We start from the raw sequence: 20,575 nt of genomic DNA on the forward strand, positions 1-20,575 counted from the left end.
AAATAACATGCCAGCTGAGGAACTTCTCGGTTATTGACGATTCTTGAAGAGTAAACTAACTCAGCGTAAAATAGCTCGTGAGACGTGATCAAGCTGGATGTTTAATTTCTGTCCGACCCCGTGGCATCCGGGTTGGAGGTCTGTGAATGGCACAATTACATCCTGGCCTCTGAAGAAAGGCAAACCCACCGCACTCATTTCCACGGATTCGGTACAAGATCAGCTTGGACCTCTGCGCCTACCTCAATCCGGCAGTCAGACCTCGGTTCGGCCACACAGAGTAGGACGTAGCCGTCTTGTCGGTGTTGCGGTTTTAATCCTCGCGCTCGTTTCACGTGGACAAGTCCACCCTCCAGCAAGCGTCCGGTGCATGTGGCGCAGGCACCGTACAGGCAGCCATAGGGAATGCCAAGACCTGCACGTTCGGTCGCGTCGGTGACTGTCTCAGCCTTTCGAACGTTGACGGTCGCTTCTCGCCCGTCGCGCCATTCTAGAGTAACTTCGTGAGACATCGCTGTTTATTGCCAAACGTCGCTGGTGCAGTCCCCACCAGGCCAACGAATTTCATGGGCGCGGGCGGGGCCGCCAGGGGCGTCTCCGAAATCGACCACAAATTCCTCGTCGAGTTCCATCCGACCCTCTTCAGGATATACGTCCGCTTTCATCATTACCGATCCTTTTTCGCCGATTTCGGGGTAAAACTGGTTGTCCCACGAGGAGAACAAGGATGTAGTCCAGTAGAGCCGTCGACCATCACGGGAGAGCTGGAGCATCTGGGGTGCGCCACGGACATCGTGGCCGCCGATACTCTGGCGCTCCGCAAAGTTGCCCCCAACCCAGCACTGATCGACTAACCGTGGGTTCCCAGTGTCGCTAATGTCGTACATCCGCACGTCGCCATGGAGCCAGTTTGAAAAGAACATGTACTGGTCGTCGAGCGACAGGAGGATGTCTGTCACCAGTCCCGGCACAGGCATGTCCCAGTCAGGATGTTCGCGATCCGCAACATCGATGACTTTCTCCCACTCCCAGCGTCCGTCTTCAGCCTCCCAGAACCGGAGGATGTTCGACGAGAGTGCAGCGCCAACGTACCCCTCAGTCTCCTCGGGGTTGTGTGGCATCCGAATCTCGAGCGGGATAAGCCCCTCCTCGCCGAAGGTTAGTGTCTGCTGGTGTTCTTTGGTCTCCCAGTCCCAGACGTGGATGCTGTTGCCATACTTGCCTGCCTCAACATCGTCCAAATCAAAGCCTGGGTAGTACGTTTCCGGCGCCGCCCACTCCGTCGACAGCATCACGCCATGCCGGGGCTGATACCAGTAATCGTAGTTCATCTCCATATCGCCACGATCGACCTCCCAGTGGCCATCGATGGAGAAGTCGTCTTGATCGAGTTGGAGAAATCCTCCAGGAAGTTCACCGTTAGCGTTTCCAAGCATACTGATGACGATCTTCCCGCCGGGAACGCAGTGGACAGTGTGTGGTGCCGAGAGATCCTGCTCAAATACCTCCTCCGGTTCGATCACCTTCTCGATTGTCGGATCGCGTGGGTCGGAGGTGTCGATGATATGAATGCGCGAGGAGCGCTGGCCGGGGACGATCAGATGATCCCGGACCAGCCCCTCGGCGTGACAGGAAGAAGAACAGGTATTCCAGCCGAAGTGGTGGAGTTCGTCGCCCTTGTTTGGCATCTCGACGGTATTGATCAGTTCGCTGTACGTCTCCGAATCCGGGTCGACATCGACGACGCCAACGAAGTCTGGTTTATCGACGTCCATCCCGACACGAACGCCCATAACAAAGGCAGTCTTCTCGCGTTCGGACTCGGTGCGCATCGCTGCGGGCGTTGGATACCCCGGGCCCTTTACTGTGTGATGTTCATGATGGTGGGCGTCGGTCGACTGATTGCGTTCATCAGTGCTCATGCTACATTTTGCCACAGCTGGATAGTAATAATTAATTATTATATTTATGAATGACAACCCATCTGTGATGTGGGTTCTACTGCGGGCGTCGGTAACTCTCAATGGTGGGTTGTCAGGTCTCCGGACAAACTTGGGGTGAGTGAGATACCAGGGCGGCATTACATTCTGTAAGCTATGTGTTCCTGTCGATAGTATTCATCCGTAAAAATGAGACTCCATAGTTTCGCTACACTGCGGCGACATGGTAATCAAAACGTGTGGCGTAAATAAAACAATCAGAAGAGTGGAGTTCTACTGAGACCGATTATAGGTAGTTCTGATCAGCTGATTATTCGCCGGATTTCTGTCTAACATCGGATTCCGACAGACTAAATTTGGGATCTATTTGGATATCAAGACCTGCTTCGAATGTGTACAAACGCAGACGGAGGCGACCCGCAACAGTGAGGATGTTGGGTTCATTCAAATCGAAGGTTCCAACAGACCCCCATAAAATCGACGCTCTGTCGATAGAAGCGGTAAGCGTACAACATATCAACAGTTAGAAACCGTGCGTAATTCGTATGGGTTGCCCAAGATTCGAACTTGGGAGCTTCGCCGTGTGAAGGCGACGTCATAACCAGGCTAGACCAGCAACCCGATCGTACTATCCAATACCCCGAGAACGAACTTAAGAATTGTCTTGTTTAGTGAGTTTTACAGAGTGCAAAGAGAATACCCCGAAGTGATTCACGCAACGGGACGTTCTGTGGACTGTTCATCGTCCGTCGCTTCGTTGTTCCGGTAGGTTTGAATCCGATCGCGTGCGGTAGCGATCGCATCGCGCGCTTCGCCCTCTGCACGAGCTTCAATCTCTTTGAGATCTGCTTGAATCTGCTCAAGCCGGCTTTTTTCAGGTTCTTTCTCGCGACCAACAATGCCACGAACACGATGTTCGATCGGTGAGAGCTCTTCACGGAGTCCTGCTTTGAGATGTCCTGCTGCTCGACCAACGTAGTAACGCGCATCTTTGAAGTGCTTGTTCATATCCGTCCTTACGCAGACAACAAATATAACCTTTGTGTTGGGTATTGTACAACATAATGGTGAGTAGACTACGTGATATCATATGGTGAACAAATAGTGAAAAGAGATGATCGAAGTCAGTAAGATGGCGCTTCCTCTGGAACACCATCGCGTTGGTTCACGAGGCGTCCAAGCGTAAATAATGCATCAGACAACCGATTAAGATAGACCACCGCTTCCTCGTTAATTGGGTCCGTTGTCGCAAGTTCAACTGATCGACGCTCAGCGCGGCGGACGACTGCTCGAGCATGATGAAGCGATGCACCAGCTGTACTCCCACCAGGGAGGATGAACGACCGAAGCGGTTCCAACTCTTCATCCGCGGTATCGATCATGTCCTCAAGTACCGAAACGTGTTTTGGCTCAAGCTGTGGGTCATCGGGGTCAGGATCCGGGTTTGCAAAATCAGCCTGAATAATATGAAGGTGGTTCTGTATTGTTTCTAACCATGCGTCAACATCGTCGTAGCCACTTGGTCGTATCCTACCGATCAATGCATTGGCCTCGTCAACAGTACCGTATGCTTCGATTCGAGGACTTGTCTTTGAGACGCGGGACATATCTCTGAGATCAGTAAGCCCCTCGTCCCCTCGTCCGGTATATATCTTCATTGTGCGAGTGTTTGGTCGATGTATTCGAGAATCTTTTCGCTTTCTGCCATTGTGACACCACGATCTTCATCAACAAGGACCGGGACGCCACGCTGTCCACTCACTCGTTTGACTTCGTTTCGATCGGAGTGCATCGCCTCGGTCCAGACTGTTTCATACTCAATCTCGTTTGCTTCGAGCGCATCGTGGACTTTGACACAGAAGGGACAGCCGTCGAGTGCATACAGTGTAATCGACATACACATCCTTCGTGATACGACGGCAAGTAGCTTCGCCTGTCTATTCGGTCACTTGATATGGCTCAATTGCCTCCCTCCAAGACGGTGGTATCGGGGCGGAAGATTGTGTACTGCTATCGAATGTGACCAACGTTGTTTCTGCAGTTGCTGCAAGCCGATCGCCTGCGTGAATCTCATACCGCATTGGGATACTCGATCGACCCAAGTCACCAATTGCAATACCGACTGTAACCGTGTCACTGAGTTGAATCGGTGAGAGATAGTCGATCGACAGCGATGCAACAACTGAATCGACCTCATCCAACCCAAGATTAAGCACGTCACGCACAAAATCAGTTCTGGCTTGTTCGAGCAACGTAACGTAGACTGCATTATTTACATGACCCATCGTGTCTAAATCGCGAAATCGAAGGGGAACTTCAGTTACAAATGGAAAGTCCATGCACGCATTCATGCGTGGATATTGTATGTAAGCACCGATCGTGGGATGACTAGAAATTAATATTGCAGCATGTAGTTTATATTTGTGAAATTCAACAGTGAAAATCAACATCTTAAACATGGCTGACCACAGAGTGCGGAGTATGAGCCTTGAGATCGAACACGCGTGTCCAAAGTGTGAGGGCGATCAGACATTCTACCGTGCAGCAAGCACCATGCTTCACCTTGGCGAGAAAACCAAATGGCGTTGTACCGAATGTGACTACGGATTTATCAAAATCAACGGCATCGACAGCTCAACGGCATAACCCACGTACACGCCTATTTTTCACAATAGTTTGTCGACTGCCGATCTCGGCCCTCAATCTATCCAGTTCACATCACCTGCCGGGTCGTAGTGATAGCGCACGCTGAGTTACGAGAGGGGATGACCAAAGAGAAGACTCCGTGTTGGACTGCCCATCTCAATCGAAATGTAGCATGACAGACTCGAATTGTTTATTTGGACCGTCGTCTCGAACGTGCTCCAGAGGCTCTTTTGTGTGCAAACCCCCAGACTCAAGTCTCTGTCTGCATCGTCTCGAAGGTCACTCCATTTACAACCAAATTTAATCGATTACCTACGAGACTCGAGGAAAGCACCAGTTAGGCAGGATGGAACACCAACACATAAACTACATAACGCAATATCAAATAGTGCATTATCGGTACGTAATATTGAGCTCGATCTCAGAGGCGATCGCTTGGAGCAACTCGGGCAGTGCAGACTCAATACCGGCATCTTTCATCCGATGGCGAGGCCCAGCGACGCTGATCCCACCAAGCACGCGATCGTCCGTTGCCATCACAGGACAGCCGACCGACCACAGTCCAGTCAGATGCTCATCGGCATCGATCGCAAAGCCACGGTCTCGAATCAGATTAAGCTCTGAAAAGAGCGCATCTCGATCCGTTGTCGTAGCATCCGTTTTCGCGGGGAGCCCCCACCGATCAATAATTTCTGAAACAGTTTCATCAGACATCGCCGCAAGTGTTGCTTTTCCAGCCGCCGTATGATGAAGAAATACACGTTTACCCACGCGGGCTTCGGTTCGAACCGCTTTCTCCCCAGTCCGACGAAAAACAAAGATACCCTTTCCATGTTCCGGGGCAATAAACTGTGCAAGTTCCCCAGTGGTCTCTGCGAGTTCTGTAACTTTCGGCTCGACATCCGCGAACGAGGGATATTGTTCGCGAACGTGCCCACCCAAATCAAGAAATCGAAGTCCAAGTCGATACCCTGAGGCTGTTCGAACAACGTACTGGTGTTTCAAAAGCGTCGAGAGGTGTCTGTGGGCAGTGCTTTTTGAAACGCCAACAGCCGACGCAACCTGTGAGACACCCACTCCATCGGATTGTTTGAGCGCGTCAATAATCGCAAACAGCGTTTCATCTGATTGGATTAGCTCTCGGTCTCGATCGCCATTCATACACACTCCTCGAGCAGCAGCGTTTTCACTGTTCCGTCTTGCGGAACAAATTAACGTGTAGAATGATAAAAGCGCGATTTCGATCGTCAATATATGGCCCCGGTCATCACCACGTACACTGTGTTCCGCTTCACGGAACCTATGTCGTCCCAATACTATAGATATCATCCGTTTCAGCCCCTCTATCGCCCACAAACCTTAATATCGGCAAGCAAAAACTCTCGACTATCATGCTCGATTATGTTGGTCTCGAAGCAGACCTTGATTCGGAGGAACGAATGGTCCGTGATACTGCACGGGAGTTCGTTGAAAAAGAGTTCAAACCGATCGTTGGCGAGCACTATATCGACGGGACATTTCCAACAGAGCTTATCCCGAAACTTGGTGAGCTAGGATTTTACGCACCAAACTTGGACGGCTACGGACTGCCGGGACTAAGTGAAACTGCATACGGGCTGTTGATGCAGGAGTTAGAAGCGGGCGATTCCGGACTGCGATCGATGGCAAGCGTGCAGGGAGCGCTTGTGATGTACCCAATTTATGCGTATGGCTCCGACGAACAGAAAGAACAGTGGCTCCCGGAGATGGGAACCGGCGAAACGATTGGCTGCTTTGGCCTCACAGAACCGGAGCACGGCTCAAATCCGTCTGCAATGGAGACGTATGCGACAAAAGCGGGTAATGAGTACGTGCTCAACGGCTCGAAAACATGGATCACGAACTCACCGATTGCAGACGTCGCGGTTGTGTGGGCGCGCGATCGGTCTGCAGAGAACACCCCGGTCCGTGGATTCCTCGTAGAAACCGATCGAGATGGAGTCTCCACAAATAAGATTGATGAGAAACTCTCGCTGCGAGCCTCAATCACAGGTGAAATTGGGCTTCAGAACGTCCACATCCCGAAAGAAAATATGCTCCCAGGTGTGAGTGGGATGAAAGGTCCACTTTCATGTCTCACACAGGCACGATTTGGTATTGCGTGGGGTGCAGTTGGCGCAGCGCGTGACTGTTTTGAGACTGCCCGTGAGTACGCGACCGATCGAGAGCAGTTCGGTGGGCCGATTGCTCGCTTCCAACTGCAACAAGAGAAACTTGCAGAGATGGCGACACAGATCACAACCGCACAGCTGTTAGCATATCGGCTGTCGGAATTAAAAGAGCGCGGCGAGATGACGCCACAGCATGTCTCGATGGCAAAACGGAATAACGTCCGAATGGCTCGAGATCAGTCACGGATTGCACGAGAAATGCTCGGCGGCAACGGAATCACCGCAGATTACTCTCCAATGCGGCATATGGCAAACTTAGAGACGGTCTACACCTATGAGGGGACGCATGACATTCACACGTTAGTACTTGGGCAAGATCTCACTGGAATCGCGGCATTCGAATAACCCATGCATACGAAAGGCACAGATGACCGGTGAAGCCCAGCACCCCGAACAGAGTGACGGGCCACTTAGTGGCATCACGGTTATTGATGCAAGCCGCGTCCTTTCGGGGCCGTTTTGCACGATGCAGCTCGGTGATCTCGGTGCAGATGTAATCAAAATAGAGCGTCCGGAGACCGGTGATCAAACTCGTGGCTGGCACCCACCGACGTTTGAAGACAGCGGTGAGAGCGCATACTACGTCAGTATCAACCGAAATAAACGATCGATCGCGGTCAACCTCGCGGATCAAAAAGGGCGCGAGCTTGTTCGAGAGCTTGTTTCGGATGCAGATGTCTTTGTTGAAAATTTTCGTACCGGAAAGCCAGAGCAGTGGAATCTCGGATATAAGACGGTACGTGAGCTGAACCCATCGCTTGTCTACTGTTCGATTTCAGGATATGGTGAGTGGGGACCAAAGAAGGACCATCCTGCCTACGATCTCATTATGCAAGCGGAGTCCGGACTGATGAGTATTACTGGGGAGGATGAGCGCCCACCAGTTCGGGTTGGGGTTGCAATCGCAGATATTGGTGCAGGTCATTATGCAACACAATCAATAGTGGCAGCACTGCTTGAACGTGAACTCGGTAACGGACGTGGACAGAAGCTTGATATTGCGCTGTTAGATGTGCTTGTCGCATGGATGACGTATATGGCTTCAAATTATGCTGCCACAGGGGAGTCGCCAACTCGGATGGGAAGCAAGCATCCAACGATCGCCCCATACCAGGGTGTTGAGACTGCTGATGGACATGTTATTGTTGCAGTACCGTCTGCAAACCTGTGGCCGAAGTTCTGTGTAGCGATCGATCGAGAAGATCTCATCGATGACGATCGGTTTGAGACAAACGAAAAACGGGTACGGAACCGAGAGGCGTTGGATGCAATCATTGCTGACGTATTTGCAACCCAAAACACGGAGACCGTCATTGAGAAACTGACCCAGCATGGCGTTCCAGCAAGCAATGTGAATACGATGGCAGATGTGTTTGCACATGAGCAACTGCAGGCACGCCGAATGATACAAACCGTTTCACACCCCTGTATTGACTCGTTACAGATGGTTGGCGTGCCGATGCAGTTTTCGAAAACACCGGCTTCGATCAGGAAACATCCACCACTGCTTGGCGAGCACACAACTGAAATACTCACCGAGACAGGGTATACAGACGAAGAAATCACCGCATACTTCGAGAACGATATTGTTGGCTAACGCCAGCGCCTAGTCGGCAGCAGACTCTGCCCGAGATGGTGTAAACTGTGTTTCGTATTTTCGGACCGCGTACATGATGAGTGGGATGCCAATAACTGTTGGTCCAACCCACCGAAGCAACGGTGGAACCACGGTAAGGTTAACCGTGATTGATGCAGTCACCGTTGCAATGTAGCCACCACCCATGAACCCGATGTGTTTGTAGAACCATTGCATTCGATCCACAGGTGGGTTTCGTATTTCGTGTATCTCACGGACTGCGAGTACCAGTCCAATGAGTCCAAAGACGATCAGTGCAGGCCCAAGCGATAGCGTGCCAGAAAGGTATCCCCACCCACCAAATGCAATCATTCCACCCCCAGTAACTGCCATGAGTCCATGTCCGGCCCAATCTATTGGGGCAGCAACACCGGGTTCAGGTCGCTTTCTGGAGAGGACTCGATCGCCAGTAAAGACGAGATAACCAGAAAAAATGGCGATCGTAAACAAAAACCAGTTCGAATCAAAAAGTGCGATCGGAATAGCGGTCACCACAACAATCGCCATCGATCGGACATAGATCCACCCCGACTGAAGATGTCTCTTCGCACCTTTTGTGGTGGCGATTGCAACAAACCCGGAGAGCAGTGCAGCGGCACCCGCAATAATATGGATGAGTAGTGTCACGGTTAGCAGCTGTGAGATCATATCCACCGATTAACACATCTGTATTTAAAATTATCTTTTATCATATGAAATTTGACTATTCTATACGTTTCTTTTGGGCCTTTAATTGGCTATTTGGGCCGTAATCGAATAGTAGTAGTCAAATTTTTTAGATAGCGTATACAAATACTGTCACGGTAATCTAATATGAGCGATCGACGACCACAAGGAATGTTGACTCATTCGGACCGCGCGTATCTTCTCGGTGAGTCATCTCCGAAGACAAACGCTGCTGAGCGTAAGAAACGACAGCGAATTCGGCGGCGAATCCGAAATGCAATTCTTGATTTTTCAGTCTTGGTGTACCTCGACTGGCGTGATCTTGAATTGATATTCGATGAGCTTGTCACTGAGTCAGGAATGATCGGTGATCGCGCACTGTATGACGGACTTATTGATATGATCGAGCTAGCGATGCGACAGAGCACGCTACAGGGTGTGGACTTCGGGCGGATGATGGAAATTGCAACGCTCCGATCGGTCGGTGTCTATCACTTGGTGTACCGTGGCTGGCTTGTCGATGTTGAAACGGCACGTGAAACGACAGTCAAGCCCGAACAAAGCATTCCGCTTGAGGAGGTTCCAGAGGCGATCGACAGATTTGAAGAAATCCCGCTTCCCGCAGCGTTAGCGCTTGAAGAGTTTGGTGTTACAACGCTTGAGGGAGTCTACGAACTGGCAGAGATGTATGCAAATGAAGCGTTCATCACAGACCAAACCTAGGGTGGGGCTCTGAATGACGATAGACAGACTGGACATTGACATGGCCCATCATGAGAACGCACAATCGTATCAATCTCCGCATCGCTGAGTTGGTCGATATCTTCTCTTGCAAGTGCCTGTAGCTCCGCTACCGACCGGCTCGAGGATTTTGGCGGTTGTTCTGCAACACCCATCGTTCCAATAGAAACTCCGGTAAGGCTAATGGCAACACATCGCTTTCCAAACTGACGGCGGCGCATACATATCGTGCGTGAGCAACAGTACTAAATCCTCCTCTCAGTGGAAGCTAGCTGCTCAGTCACATAGATACCGCTGTTTCGACCAGTAGCAATATAATACAAATTAAATACAATATCCCCACTAAATATTATTTTGTGTTCAACATTTATTCTGATAGTGAAACCAATCGAAATTACTATTGACTCGTGCTACGTTCTACCGATTCATGGGACATGGACCATCGATTGACGAACTACATTTTGCTGAGACGCCAAGCGTAACGAAAGTGCCCGGACCAAACTCCGAATCGCTACTCGCACGACAGGAGGCAGTCGACAGCAGTGCAGTTGCATATCCAAAACGGATTCCGATCGGGATTGACGAGGCAAAGGGTGCAACGATCAAGGACGTAGACGGAAACGTCTTTTTGGACTTTTTCGGCGGAATTGGCGTACTGAATGTTGGTCACGCGAACCCCTACGTCATGGATGCAGTTCATGAACAGATGGACAAGGTGGTTCACACGATTGACTTTCCAACAGAACCTCGAATCGAGCTGATTGAGAAGCTCAGAGAGATTGCGCCAGGTGACCTCAAAGGGGCAAGCAATGTTGTGTTTGGTGGGCCAAGCGGCAGTGATGCGATTGAAGGGTCAATAAAGCTTGCAAAACATAACACCGGTCGTCATGGGATGCTTGCATTTGAGGGTGCATACCACGGTGCGACAGCAGGTGCACTCAGCCTTACCGCAGGCAAAAAATACAAAGAAGGCTACGCACCGATGCTTCCGGATGTCGTACACGTTCCATATCCGTATCCAGCACGTGATCCGCAGCTACAAGGCGACATTGGAGGGTTCTGTCCAGCAGAGGACTGTTGTCAAAATACTGGCTGTGCAACCGCACTCGATGCCGTCCAACGGAAATTCGAAGACCCATACAGCGGTCATGAATCACCAGCCGGTATTTGGGTTGAGCCGATTCAGGGTGAAGGCGGTGTTGTCGTTCCACCGAAAGGATTCATGAAAGGACTTCGTGATATTGCAGACGACAATGATGCACTGTTAATCGCAGATGAGATCCAAACTGGACTCGGTCGAACCGGTGAGTGGTTCGGCTCCGACCACTTTGGCGTAACACCGGATGCAGTCACCATGGCAAAAGCACTTGGTGGAACCGGGCTGCCAATTGGCGCGATGTTGTATCACGAAAAGTTCGACACTTGGGGTCCGGGCGGGCACATTGGAACATTCCGTGGCAACGTCCCAGCAATGGTGGGTGGAATCAAAGCGATCGAGTACATCGAGAATCATAACCTGTTGGCACACGCAGATTCAGTTGGCAGGTATCTCCGCGATCGATTCCGTGAAATTGCAGCAGAGACCGATCGGATTATCGAAGTCCGAGGGGAAGGGCTGTTTATCGGTGTCGAGTTTGTTGATGCGGCTGGAGCACCTGACAAGGAGATTATCAAAACGATCCAGAAAACCAGCTATAAAAATGGAGTGCTCGTTTGGAGTGCTGGCCGAAATGGGAATGTACTTCGATTAATTCCACCGTTAGTTATCACCGAAACACAAGCAGAGGTTGGTGCGGACATTATTTGTGATGCGATCACAACTGCACTGGACTGAATAGCCGATCGTACCGTACCCTACTCGCTATTTGCTGGATCAATTCCGTGAGCTGCAAACAACGTCTCCTCACTGTAATCTCGTAACACCGTTGCACTTTCAGTATCTTTGATAGTTGTGATGACAAACTTTGAGCTTGTTCGTTGAATCTCTGGAATTGACTCGAAATTCGTAATTAAGGATTCAACGTGATCCCTACCCGGTAATCTGGCGATAACAATAAAATCTGTTTCACCCATTGTGAAATACACATTGTTGACTCCCTCAACCTCTGCAAGTTTGTCTCCGACAACTGTATGATACCCCTTTCCGTACTCAGCCCAGACCTCCGAAATCAGTACAATTTCAAGACCGGCTGTTTGGTAATCGATTTCATACAGATCGTTTTTGAATACACCGGCCTCACGCATATTCGTCAATCGATAGTGAACCGTTGATTTTGGAATGTCGGTCACTTCGTGGATACGATCTGTGCTTGTTGTTTCTTCGATCGCGATCGCACGGAGAATACGGATATCTTTCGCGTCAAGAGTTACTGACATTGAACTATAATGTGTCTTTGATTCCCTACAGTATAGTAGTATTTGCCTTTGGGAACTAAAATCAAAATGAAAAGCAGCAGACAATTTCCTGTCTCAATTAGTAGGTGCCTCTTTCCACGTTGTTTGGTTGTCGTGGTTCACGTTTGCAACCCGACAATCGGTGATTATTGACACGATCATATAAGATTTGTCTTTGATCTGGGCTCCGTGAGAAATAGGAAACTAAATTCAACAAATGACGTATATGTCAGAGTATATCCAATCTCACTTCAATCGGTGCCATGAGAGCCGAGGGTTACGTGCTGCACTTGCCTGATCTATTCGCTTTGCGGTGGTCCGTGACGGTGCCTGCTGTATTGCATCTTCGCTATCACCAAACGCGATATTAAATGCCTCTGCAAGATCATCAAGCGATGCCTGATTCTCAATTTCAGTTGGCTCGGTTAACATCGCTTCTGGAACCATTTCCGGCCATTTTGTTGTCGGTGGATGAACACCGAAATCAAGCATTCGCTTTGCAAGATCTGCTGCATCCCGATCGCCTGCGGTGGCTGCAAATTCATGATGGAATGGGCCGTATGGTACTTCTAGGTCGATCTGTGAAGCGAGGTAGTTCGCATTAAGTACTGCTTTCGCACTCGCATCAAGCAACCCTTCGTCACCAAGTCGGGCAATGTAGGCGTACGCTTTGATCAACACAAGCCAGTTACCCGAAAACCCATGAACCTTACCGATTGACTGCTCTGGCTCAAACAGCTCGAATCCATTGTCGGTTTGTTCTACCTGTGGCGATGGAAGGTACGGTGCGAGTTTCTCGACAACCCCGACTGGGCCCGCGCCAGGACCGCCGCCACCGTGTGGTGTTGCAAACGTTTTATGCACGTTGTAGTGCATAATATCGAATCCCATATCGCCCGGCCGACCCCGGCCGAGGAGTGCATTGAGATTTGCGCCATCGTAGTAGAGCAATCCACCAACGTCGTGTACCATCTCTGCAATTTCGACGATATCACGCTCAAATAGGCCGACTGTATTTGGATTCGTGAGCATGAGCGCTGCAGTGTCTTCGGAAACTGCCGCCTCCAATGCATCCACGTCAACCCGACCGTCTTCTGCAGACGGGAGCTCAACAACCTCGTATCCCGCCATCGCGGCGGTCGCAAAGTTTGTTCCGTGTGCAGAAGCCGGAATAATCACTTCGCTTTTGTCGTTGCCATGTGCCTCATGATATGCTTTTGCAACAAGAATTCCCGTAAACTCACCGGCAGCACCAGCAGGTGGCTGGAGCGTCACCGCATCCATTCCACCGATCGTTCCAAGGAACTCCTGTAGTCCATAGAGCATCCCCAAATTTCCTTGTGCAGTTTCCGCGCGTCGGTCCGGATGAATCGCCGCGCTCGGATCTGCCGCAATATCTTCGGTAAACTTCGGGTTATACTTCATCGTACAGGAGCCAAGCGGGTATGGCCCGCTTTCGATGCTCCAGTTCATCTGCGAGAGACGGGTATAGTGGCGGGCAATTTCCGGCTCCGAAAGCGCAGGCAAAGATAGCTCATCACGAGTGAGTGAGTCTGGAAGTGGGGAATCATCACCCCCGACGTTGATCGTTGTGTCATCCTTCTCTGAGAGGAGCGGTTCGTGTTTGTCCTCGCCTTCCGTGTAGCGTGCCTGCTCGTAGATCATTGTCTCACCTCCAAAAATGCAGCCACTAACTCGTCGGCTGCGTGTACATTCACATCAGTAATACAGACCTGTAGTTCATGCTCACCAACGACATGGACTGCAAAGCCTTCAGCTTCGAGATCGCTTGCGATCGCGGTTGCTGGCTGGTCGGTGCGGACAACAAACTCACGGAAGTGGTGTCGATCGTGGACTGGTGCACGGTAGCCGCTAATCTCATCGATATCCGACGCAAGCGACGCTGCATTCGTGACGCTGTCTTCTGCAAGTGAAACCAATCCATCTGGGCCGAGCCATGCGGTGTGAATCGCGGTCCGAAGCGCCACCCATGCCTGGTTGGTACAGATGTTCGACGTTGCTCGTTCCTTTCGGATGTGTTGTTCACGTGTCTGCAAGGTGAGTGTGTATGCGCGCCTGTCATCAGCATCTTCACTCACACCGACTAACCTGCCGGGAACTTGCCGAAGGAACTCCTCTTTTGTCGCAAAAATACCAAGTCCCATCCCGTAGCTGCTTCCAAGTCCCAACACGCCTGCTTCGCCAACGACAACGTCTGCACCGACTGATTTCGGCTCTTGAAGCAATGACAGTGCAACAAGATCGGATCCGAGAATAAAGAGCGCATCATTTTCGTGTGCAATCGCCCCAATCTCGGAGAGCGACTCTTCAATCGTCCCACGAAGCGTTGGGTTCTCTGCATAGATTGCAACCGTCTCATCGCCGACAACGGACTGAATGTCCTCGATGGATGCGTTTCCATCATCCATTGCGTAGGTTTCAATCTGCATATCGACGCCAGCGACGTAGTTCTCCAGTACCGATCGCTTTCCGCTTCGAAGCTGTTCTGGCACAAGTACGGTATCACCGCTTGTCGATCGAACGCGATTTGCTAACAGCGATGCTTCCGCCAAGCTTGTTGCTGCATCGTACATCGAGCAGTTTGCGATTGGTAAGCCAGTGAGTTCGACAAGCATCGATTGATACTCGAACAGCACTTGGAGAAACCCTTGGGTGATCTCCGGTTGGTACTGCGTATAGCTTGTCAGAAACTCCGCTCGAAGGGAGAGGTGGTTGACAATTGAGGGAACGTAGTGTGCGTAGTGGCCACGACCCATGAACTCAACCAGCTCGTCGTTCCGGCCAAATAGCCGTGAGAGTTCGGTTCGTATCTCTTGTTCGGTTCGGGAATCGATCCCGAGTTTGCCATCAAATGCGACATCTCCAGGAATATCGAACAGATCCGCCTCCTGTTCGACACCAAGAATGTCCAGCATTTCGGCGGTCTCTTCGTCTGTGTGTGGTGCAAATGGGCTTCCGTCTGTATGTCCGTTTGTCATCGTTTGTGTCTGGTGGTCATCGCGTGCAATCCGAATTAACCTGAGGGAGTTGGTTACGCAATCTGGTCTGCGTACTCTGCAGCAGTGAGCAGCGAATCAGAGGTATCATCGTCTGAGACGTTGATTTTAAGCATCCATCCATCGCCGAACGGGTCATCGTTGACAAGCTCCGGCTGGTCAAACAGCGCCTCGTTAACTGCGGTTACCTCTCCACTCACAGGGGCATAGAGGTCTGAGACTGCTTTGATGCTCTCAATAACCCCAAACGTATCCCCAGCAGTGACTGTATCCCCTTCTGATGGGAGTTCAACAAAGACAACGTCACCCAGTTCATCCTGCGCAAAGTCGGTGATACCGACAGTGACGGTGTCTTCTTCAAGCGTTGTCCATTCGTGCGATTCCAAGTAGTTCCGGTCTTCAGGTACGTCAAAGCTCATGATTGATTGTTGTATGGTAATATCGGTGATTATGTAGTGATAAATGGTGGTGTCTGAACAGTGGCCTCTTTGGGTTCTCCACGAACAAGGACATGTACTGTATCCCCATCCGCAACCTCCCGGTTGAGATAGCCAAGTCCGATCGGTTCACTGAGTGTTGGACTCATTGTTCCGCTGGTGAGCTGTCCGATCTCATCACCGTCGGTTGTCGTGACAGTGTACCCCGATCGAGGAACACCCCGCTCGGTCAGCATAACACCAGTAAATCGTTGGGTTGTGCCGGTTTTGTTGATTTCAGCAAGCGCGTCGCGTCCAACAAATGGCGTGTCAAGTTTCACGGTGAATCCAACACCTGCTTCATACGGGTTCCGTGGCTCAGTATCGACATGGAAATCCTGTCCTGAGAGAAGATATCCCATTTCAGTTCGAAGCGTATCACGGGCACCTAATCCACATGGTTGACAATCGAGTGCATTCCAGACTGCCTCTGCATCGGCAGTTGGACAAAGCACTTCAAATCCGTCCTCACCAGTGTATCCTGTTCGTGCAACGAGACAGGTTGTTTCTGCGATCGTATACTCGCCTGCAGAAAACCGTGAAAGATCCGCCACGGATTCACCCGCGGCGTCAGAAACGAGCGGTTCCGAGTCAGGCCCTTGCACTGCATACATCGCCCACTCCGTTGTAACGTTGTCGACGGTCGCAGTTAGTGACCACTCATCTCTATGAGAGGCCCAGCGATCGGTCATCTGTCCATCGTGGCCCGCATTTGGGATAAACCGGTACACTGGTCCATCTTCAGTATCATCGAGTCGATAGACCACCGTATCATCGAGGATGATTCCGGAATCATCGGTGATACATGCGTACTGAGAAGTTCCTGGTGAAAGTGCCGCAACATCATTTGTCGTCAGTCGCTGCATGAGTTCAGTTGCATCTGGGCCGGAGACATCAATCTCGCTCATGTGCGAGACATCAAAAATCCCGACAGATTCGCGCACTGCGTCGTGCTCTGTTCGGATCGAATCAAAAGTGACTGGCATCTCCCAGCCACCAAAGTCGGTGAATTTTGCACCACGTTCGTCATGAACGGTGTACAGCGGTGGTTTCCGTCGAGCCATACACTCACCTCTCGTTGTAGTAAGTAATGTTTTCTCATCCCGAAGCCAGTCACTCACAAACAATATACATACCACTGCATATTTCATCGGAAATGAGGTGTCTCAATTACACATGCTCGAATATCATTGTGACTGTTGTGTGTTGACAGAACCCATATGATCCCCCTCAGAATCAGCAGCGCACACGCGTGCATGGGTCTGAAAAGTGGCACATGGTAGAGCCGTACTACCACTGAGTTGGGCAGGGTGGTGAGAGTGGAAGCTAAATCACGTGGGTGTGATAGAACGGCTTTCACTATCTTCGCAGGATTCCATGGCGTACTCAGATAGGAGCTCAACCGATCGAGCACGCCATGTTTCTGCGCGACAGCCAATCCGGTCTAGAACAACAAACACTGCACAACCGGAGTGGGCAGTCTCCAGTTGTGTTTGTGTTTTGTTGTCTTTGTACTCGACAATATGGAACGTTTCACCCGTTGTGGGCAGGGAGAGCGAAATGTATCCATGTTGGTTCATCGGTTGATCAACCAAGCATTGTCGTGCAGTTGTATCGGACGTCGCTGTCATGTGCCACTTATCAGTAACAGTGAATACCACAAAAGTATGTAGTTCATACAGACCGTTAGGAGGTACCTAACGGGGAATTTTGGCTGCTTGGATAATAAACCAGCAACCTAATACGGTTTGATCGCAGAAGCCACTCTATGGATGTAGACCACGATGGTCAGCCCAATCGAACGGGCGTTGCGTTGTTTGTTGATGGGCCAAATATTCTCCGTGATGAGTTTGATGTTGATCTCGACGATGTCCGGGAGGCAGCAAAAGCGCGCGGACACTTGGTGACGACGCGTCTCTATGTTGATGAGCATGCGACCCCCGGCTTGATACAAGCCGCAGAAGCACGAGGCTATGAGGTCATTGTTACGAGCGGTGATGTTGACGTGAAACTTGCGGTTGATGCAACTGAGATCGCACTCAGTGGGAACACCTCGATGCTTGCGATCGCATCTCGAGACACCGATTTCAAGCCGCTACTTGAGATTGCCAACGCACACGGAATCAAGACGTTCGCGATTGCACCGGGTGCCCATGGTCGATCGGATGCACTCCAAAATGCTGCGACGCATGCAGTCACCTTGGAAGAAACCCGACAAGAAAGCACAACAACGAACCGTTCAGATACGGCTTCTGAACCCTCGGCTGCGGAATAACACTACCCCGCAAGGACTAGCCTGAGCCATCCAATTTTTGGAATTCGAGCCTGGCCTTTTGCTTCGATCCACTCCGGTTTGACAGGCGGAGCCGTTCCACTCACCTGGTCATACCGACTATTGTTATCGCCATGCGTAATGTAGCCATCATTTGGAGCGGGACAGTTTCGAAGCTCATCACAGTCGGTTGTTGGAATCAGTGTTGGATCCGCCCGATCGGTCCAGTCTTCACCTGCAGTTACATAGAATGCGGCTCGATGAAAAATTGGTGACGCGGTCCATTCCGGCGGTGTAAACACAATTACGTCGCCATGTGAGCCGATCCGCTCATGTCCATTATTTTTGGCTTCTTCCTCAGTGACAATGCCATGTGTCTCCGCATCACCATCAAACCGATCGAGTGAGGAGACAATAATCAGATCGCCAGTGTTTGCATTTGGCTCCATACTCCCGCTTTCAACCGCAACCATCGGTGGCCATGTTCCGGTTACACCAACAAGTACACCGATAAGAAGGATTGCAACGGTAACCGGCAGGAGGATATCAACGAGCAGTTCACGACGACCCATCTACAGGTTCTTTGGTGTCACGACGCTAAAACTGCACTCCTTCACACCGGGATTAGTTGAGAGAAACGGGCGTTCCAAACGCATAGACCGTTTGATGGCTCGTCACCTCTAGCGTACAGAAATCACCGGGTGAGAGGCCATACTCCGAGGCGTTCTGGACGATAATCTGTCGATACGCGCCATCTCGGCATTTAACAGAATCTCCTACCCCATCTTGCACAACAAGCACATCTTGGGTGGTTCCAATCATCGACTCGTAGGCAGCTGCGACAACCTCCATCTTCAGCGAGGACATCGCTTTTGATCGCTCCTTTTTGAGTGTACCTCCGAGCCCTTTCATGTTGGCTGCATCGGTCCCCGGACGCTTCGAAAACCGTGTCACATTGATTTTTTCGGGACGAACCTCCGCAAGCAGCTCCATCGACTGTTCATGATCCGCGTCTGTCTCTGTTGGGAATCCGACAATGAAATCCGTCGATAGCGTCCAGTAATCAAGCTCGGCGTTAAACGTGTCAACAATCTCTTTGAATTTTTCAACGCGATGTTGTCTGCGCATCTCCGCAAGTACGTCATCGCTCCCGGATTGGACCGGAAGGTGGATGAAATTGTAGAGTTTTTCATGTCGATCGAACACGTCCACCAACTCCTCGTGAATCCCATGGATACCTCCCGGGTTAGCCATTCCAAGCCGAACTCTGAACTCGCCATCAATCTCCGAGCAGATCCGATCGAGCAGTTCCGGGAGCTTTCTGTCGCCGTTATCCCATCCGTAGACACCGGTATCCTGCCCGGTGATTCGGATCTCTTTGGCACCGGCGTGGACGAGTGCGCGTGCCTTTCGGACATTCTCCTCGACCGATGGCGAATCAACCCGGCCAGTTGCAAACTTGGTGATACAGTACGAACAGTTCGACATACAGCCGCGAGCGATCGGCAAAATTCCTATGACACCGTCCAAGATGGGTTCCGTATCCGGCGTGACCGTTGGGCATTCGCCGTTGAGGACTGCCTCTGGCACCTCGTCCCAATGAAGAACTTGCGCATCAACACCTGCATTTGTGAACTCGTCACCCTGTGCGAGCGCCATACAGCCGGTTACAATGAGGTCAGTTGTCTCTCCCTCGAGCTCTTTGGCACGAGAAAGCATGTTCCGCTCGGTTTTTTCGACCACTGTACAGGTATTTAAAATAGCGACGTCGGCCTCGTCGAGACTTGGTGCAGGGTAGTGTCCGCCCTCGCGGAGCGCCTGCTCGATCTGGCGACTTTCACCCTGATTTGACGTACAGCCGTACGTCTCGATATGATACGTGGCCATTCAGTTATTGCTGTTTACGGATGCGTGAGCAAAAGGACGACGGTCCGATCGTCGCTATGCTCAACTTTCACATACCGCAGACACGATCACATCCTGTCCGCCGATGAGGGACACACTAGCACGAAGTAGGTGCGGTGTGCGTAACCGCTCAGCCAAACAGTCGATCGAGAAGCGACTGTTTCTGTGGGCGCTCTGCAAATAGCACGGAGGATTCAACTTCGTTCACCACATCAATATGCCGCTCGCGTTTATCTGGTCCGTATGGTGCATACGGGAGCGAGGTTTCCGATTGGACGAGCTCTTCATCCTCAATTTCGATTCCCAAACTTGAGATAGCTCGTGCAATCCGTCGGAGATCGTGAATATCTTCACCGATCGCCAAGACGTGGAGATTTCGCCGGCCAGTCATTAGTTCACGGACATTGATGACTCCTGGCACAGCCTTTACTTTGGATCCAAACGACTCTCGTTCTGCAATTGGCGCATTACAGAGATAGATGTTTGTAAGGCTACCGTCTGCAGCCTCAAAATCTATTGCTGCGTGGTACCCAGTGATAATTTGCTCAGCTTCGAGGTTTGTAATCCGATTCCGGATTGTTGCAGCAGTAACATCCAGCTCGTTTGCAAGGTCGGGAGGCGACGCATGCCTTGCATCATCCATGACTGCATAGATGATTCGACGGTCGATCT

24 protein-coding genes and 1 tRNA gene are annotated in these 20,575 nt (G+C 51.0%); 6 read left to right on the forward strand and 19 right to left on the reverse strand.

Annotated elements, in window-relative coordinates:
• Positions 1–194 precede the first annotated feature (194 nt).
• The 7 genes from AArcSt2_RS05005 to AArcSt2_RS05035 form a co-directional block, all read right to left on the reverse strand.
• Complete coding sequence (locus AArcSt2_RS05005; protein ID WP_250583303.1) at positions 195–512, reverse strand: 2Fe-2S iron-sulfur cluster-binding protein; 318 nt, start codon at positions 510–512, stop codon at positions 195–197.
• Positions 513–518: 6 nt separating this feature from the next.
• Complete coding sequence (locus AArcSt2_RS05010) at positions 519–1,922, reverse strand: selenium-binding family protein (protein WP_250583304.1); 1,404 nt, start codon at positions 1,920–1,922, stop codon at positions 519–521.
• Between the two features lie 564 nt (positions 1,923–2,486).
• Positions 2,487–2,561, reverse strand: a tRNA-Val gene (locus AArcSt2_RS05015).
• A gap of 90 nt (positions 2,562–2,651) precedes the next feature.
• Positions 2,652–2,948 (reverse strand): DUF7553 family protein, encoded by a 297-nt coding sequence (locus AArcSt2_RS05020; protein ID WP_174654286.1) that lies wholly within the window; start codon positions 2,946–2,948, stop codon positions 2,652–2,654.
• A gap of 116 nt (positions 2,949–3,064) precedes the next feature.
• Positions 3,065–3,598, reverse strand: a complete 534-nt coding sequence (locus tag AArcSt2_RS05025) for a cob(I)yrinic acid a,c-diamide adenosyltransferase (RefSeq protein ID WP_174654287.1) — start codon at positions 3,596–3,598, stop codon at positions 3,065–3,067.
• Positions 3,595–3,837 (reverse strand): glutaredoxin family protein, encoded by a 243-nt coding sequence (locus AArcSt2_RS05030; protein WP_174654288.1) that lies wholly within the window; start codon positions 3,835–3,837, stop codon positions 3,595–3,597. The genes AArcSt2_RS05025 and AArcSt2_RS05030 overlap by 4 nt, the downstream gene beginning before the upstream one ends.
• Before the next feature lie 40 nt (positions 3,838–3,877).
• Positions 3,878–4,279 carry an acyl-CoA thioesterase gene (locus AArcSt2_RS05035; RefSeq protein ID WP_250583305.1) on the reverse strand — a complete coding sequence of 134 codons (402 nt, stop codon included), beginning with the start codon at positions 4,277–4,279 and terminating at the stop codon, positions 3,878–3,880.
• A 142-nt stretch (positions 4,280–4,421) separates the two neighbouring features.
• On the opposite strand from AArcSt2_RS05035, the gene AArcSt2_RS05040 reads away from it, so the two are divergent.
• Entirely contained in the window at positions 4,422–4,586 is a 165-nt protein-coding gene (locus AArcSt2_RS05040) for a DUF7838 family putative zinc beta-ribbon protein (protein ID WP_174654290.1), read from the forward strand.
• 393 nt (positions 4,587–4,979) lie between these two features.
• On the opposite strand, the gene AArcSt2_RS05045 is transcribed toward AArcSt2_RS05040, so the two are convergent.
• Positions 4,980–5,747 carry an IclR family transcriptional regulator gene (locus AArcSt2_RS05045; protein ID WP_174654291.1) on the reverse strand — a complete coding sequence of 256 codons (768 nt, stop codon included), beginning with the start codon at positions 5,745–5,747 and terminating at the stop codon, positions 4,980–4,982.
• A gap of 230 nt (positions 5,748–5,977) precedes the next feature.
• Here AArcSt2_RS05045 and AArcSt2_RS05050 point away from each other — a divergent pair, with 230 nt between their 5' ends.
• The gene (locus AArcSt2_RS05050) at positions 5,978–7,141 is read left to right on the forward strand and encodes an acyl-CoA dehydrogenase family protein (RefSeq protein WP_250583306.1); all 1,164 of its coding nucleotides are present in this window, start codon (positions 5,978–5,980) and stop codon (positions 7,139–7,141) included.
• Between the two features lie 22 nt (positions 7,142–7,163).
• Positions 7,164–8,393, forward strand: a complete 1,230-nt coding sequence (locus AArcSt2_RS05055) for a CaiB/BaiF CoA transferase family protein (RefSeq protein WP_174654293.1) — start codon at positions 7,164–7,166, stop codon at positions 8,391–8,393.
• A 9-nt stretch (positions 8,394–8,402) separates the two neighbouring features.
• On the opposite strand, the gene AArcSt2_RS05060 is transcribed toward AArcSt2_RS05055, so the two are convergent.
• On the reverse strand, positions 8,403–9,080 hold the full coding sequence (locus AArcSt2_RS05060) for a DUF2306 domain-containing protein (protein ID WP_174654294.1): 678 nt from the start codon (positions 9,078–9,080) through the stop codon (positions 8,403–8,405).
• A gap of 165 nt (positions 9,081–9,245) precedes the next feature.
• On the opposite strand from AArcSt2_RS05060, the gene AArcSt2_RS05065 reads away from it, so the two are divergent.
• Positions 9,246–9,821 carry a DUF8102 family protein gene (locus tag AArcSt2_RS05065; RefSeq protein ID WP_174654295.1) on the forward strand — a complete coding sequence of 192 codons (576 nt, stop codon included), beginning with the start codon at positions 9,246–9,248 and terminating at the stop codon, positions 9,819–9,821.
• Here the strand turns inward: AArcSt2_RS05065 and AArcSt2_RS05070 are convergent.
• Complete coding sequence (locus AArcSt2_RS05070) at positions 9,818–10,060, reverse strand: hypothetical protein (protein ID WP_174654296.1); 243 nt, start codon at positions 10,058–10,060, stop codon at positions 9,818–9,820. The two genes, AArcSt2_RS05065 and AArcSt2_RS05070, sit on opposite strands and share 4 nt — an antisense overlap.
• A gap of 206 nt (positions 10,061–10,266) precedes the next feature.
• Here AArcSt2_RS05070 and AArcSt2_RS05075 point away from each other — a divergent pair, with 206 nt between their 5' ends.
• Complete coding sequence (locus tag AArcSt2_RS05075; RefSeq protein WP_174654297.1) at positions 10,267–11,673, forward strand: aspartate aminotransferase family protein; 1,407 nt, start codon at positions 10,267–10,269, stop codon at positions 11,671–11,673.
• A gap of 20 nt (positions 11,674–11,693) precedes the next feature.
• On the opposite strand, the gene AArcSt2_RS05080 is transcribed toward AArcSt2_RS05075, so the two are convergent.
• From AArcSt2_RS05080 to AArcSt2_RS05105, 6 genes are all read right to left on the reverse strand, one after another.
• Entirely contained in the window at positions 11,694–12,215 is a 522-nt protein-coding gene (locus AArcSt2_RS05080; protein WP_174654298.1) for an Lrp/AsnC family transcriptional regulator, read from the reverse strand.
• A 264-nt stretch (positions 12,216–12,479) separates the two neighbouring features.
• Complete coding sequence (gene gcvPB / locus AArcSt2_RS05085; protein ID WP_250583307.1) at positions 12,480–13,898, reverse strand: aminomethyl-transferring glycine dehydrogenase subunit GcvPB; 1,419 nt, start codon at positions 13,896–13,898, stop codon at positions 12,480–12,482.
• On the reverse strand, positions 13,895–15,232 hold the full coding sequence (gene gcvPA / locus AArcSt2_RS05090; protein WP_250583308.1) for an aminomethyl-transferring glycine dehydrogenase subunit GcvPA: 1,338 nt from the start codon (positions 15,230–15,232) through the stop codon (positions 13,895–13,897). Before gcvPA ends, gcvPB begins: the two co-directional genes overlap by 4 nt.
• A gap of 53 nt (positions 15,233–15,285) precedes the next feature.
• The gene (gene gcvH, locus AArcSt2_RS05095) at positions 15,286–15,669 is read right to left on the reverse strand and encodes a glycine cleavage system protein GcvH (RefSeq protein WP_174654301.1); all 384 of its coding nucleotides are present in this window, start codon (positions 15,667–15,669) and stop codon (positions 15,286–15,288) included.
• A 29-nt stretch (positions 15,670–15,698) separates the two neighbouring features.
• Positions 15,699–16,790: a glycine cleavage system aminomethyltransferase GcvT gene (gcvT, locus tag AArcSt2_RS05100; RefSeq protein ID WP_250583309.1), complete on the reverse strand. Its 1,092-nt coding sequence runs from the start codon at positions 16,788–16,790 to the stop codon at positions 15,699–15,701.
• Between the two features lie 267 nt (positions 16,791–17,057).
• Positions 17,058–17,357 (reverse strand): DUF7999 family protein, encoded by a 300-nt coding sequence (locus tag AArcSt2_RS05105; protein WP_250583310.1) that lies wholly within the window; start codon positions 17,355–17,357, stop codon positions 17,058–17,060.
• A gap of 137 nt (positions 17,358–17,494) precedes the next feature.
• On the opposite strand from AArcSt2_RS05105, the gene AArcSt2_RS05110 reads away from it, so the two are divergent.
• Positions 17,495–18,001 (forward strand): NYN domain-containing protein, encoded by a 507-nt coding sequence (locus AArcSt2_RS05110; protein ID WP_250583311.1) that lies wholly within the window; start codon positions 17,495–17,497, stop codon positions 17,999–18,001.
• Positions 18,002–18,003: 2 nt separating this feature from the next.
• Here the strand turns inward: AArcSt2_RS05110 and AArcSt2_RS05115 are convergent, their stop codons facing one another.
• The 3 genes from AArcSt2_RS05115 to AArcSt2_RS05125 all read right to left on the reverse strand — a co-directional run bounded on the left by AArcSt2_RS05115 (position 18,004) and on the right by AArcSt2_RS05125 (position 20,573).
• Positions 18,004–18,570: a S26 family signal peptidase gene (locus AArcSt2_RS05115; protein WP_174654305.1), complete on the reverse strand. Its 567-nt coding sequence runs from the start codon at positions 18,568–18,570 to the stop codon at positions 18,004–18,006.
• 52 nt (positions 18,571–18,622) lie between these two features.
• Positions 18,623–19,885, reverse strand: coding sequence for a tRNA (N(6)-L-threonylcarbamoyladenosine(37)-C(2))-methylthiotransferase (locus AArcSt2_RS05120; RefSeq protein ID WP_250583312.1), 1,263 nt, complete (start codon positions 19,883–19,885; stop codon positions 18,623–18,625).
• 148 nt (positions 19,886–20,033) lie between these two features.
• A complete protein-coding gene (locus AArcSt2_RS05125; RefSeq protein ID WP_302928585.1) occupies positions 20,034–20,573 on the reverse strand; it encodes an Lrp/AsnC family transcriptional regulator in 540 nt (179 codons plus the stop codon).
• Between the last annotated feature and the right edge of the window lie 2 nt (positions 20,574–20,575).

The sequence above is a fragment of the Natronocalculus amylovorans genome, from assembly GCF_023638035.1.
In the GTDB taxonomy this organism is placed as follows: domain Archaea; phylum Halobacteriota; class Halobacteria; order Halobacteriales; family Haloferacaceae; genus Natronocalculus; species Natronocalculus amylovorans.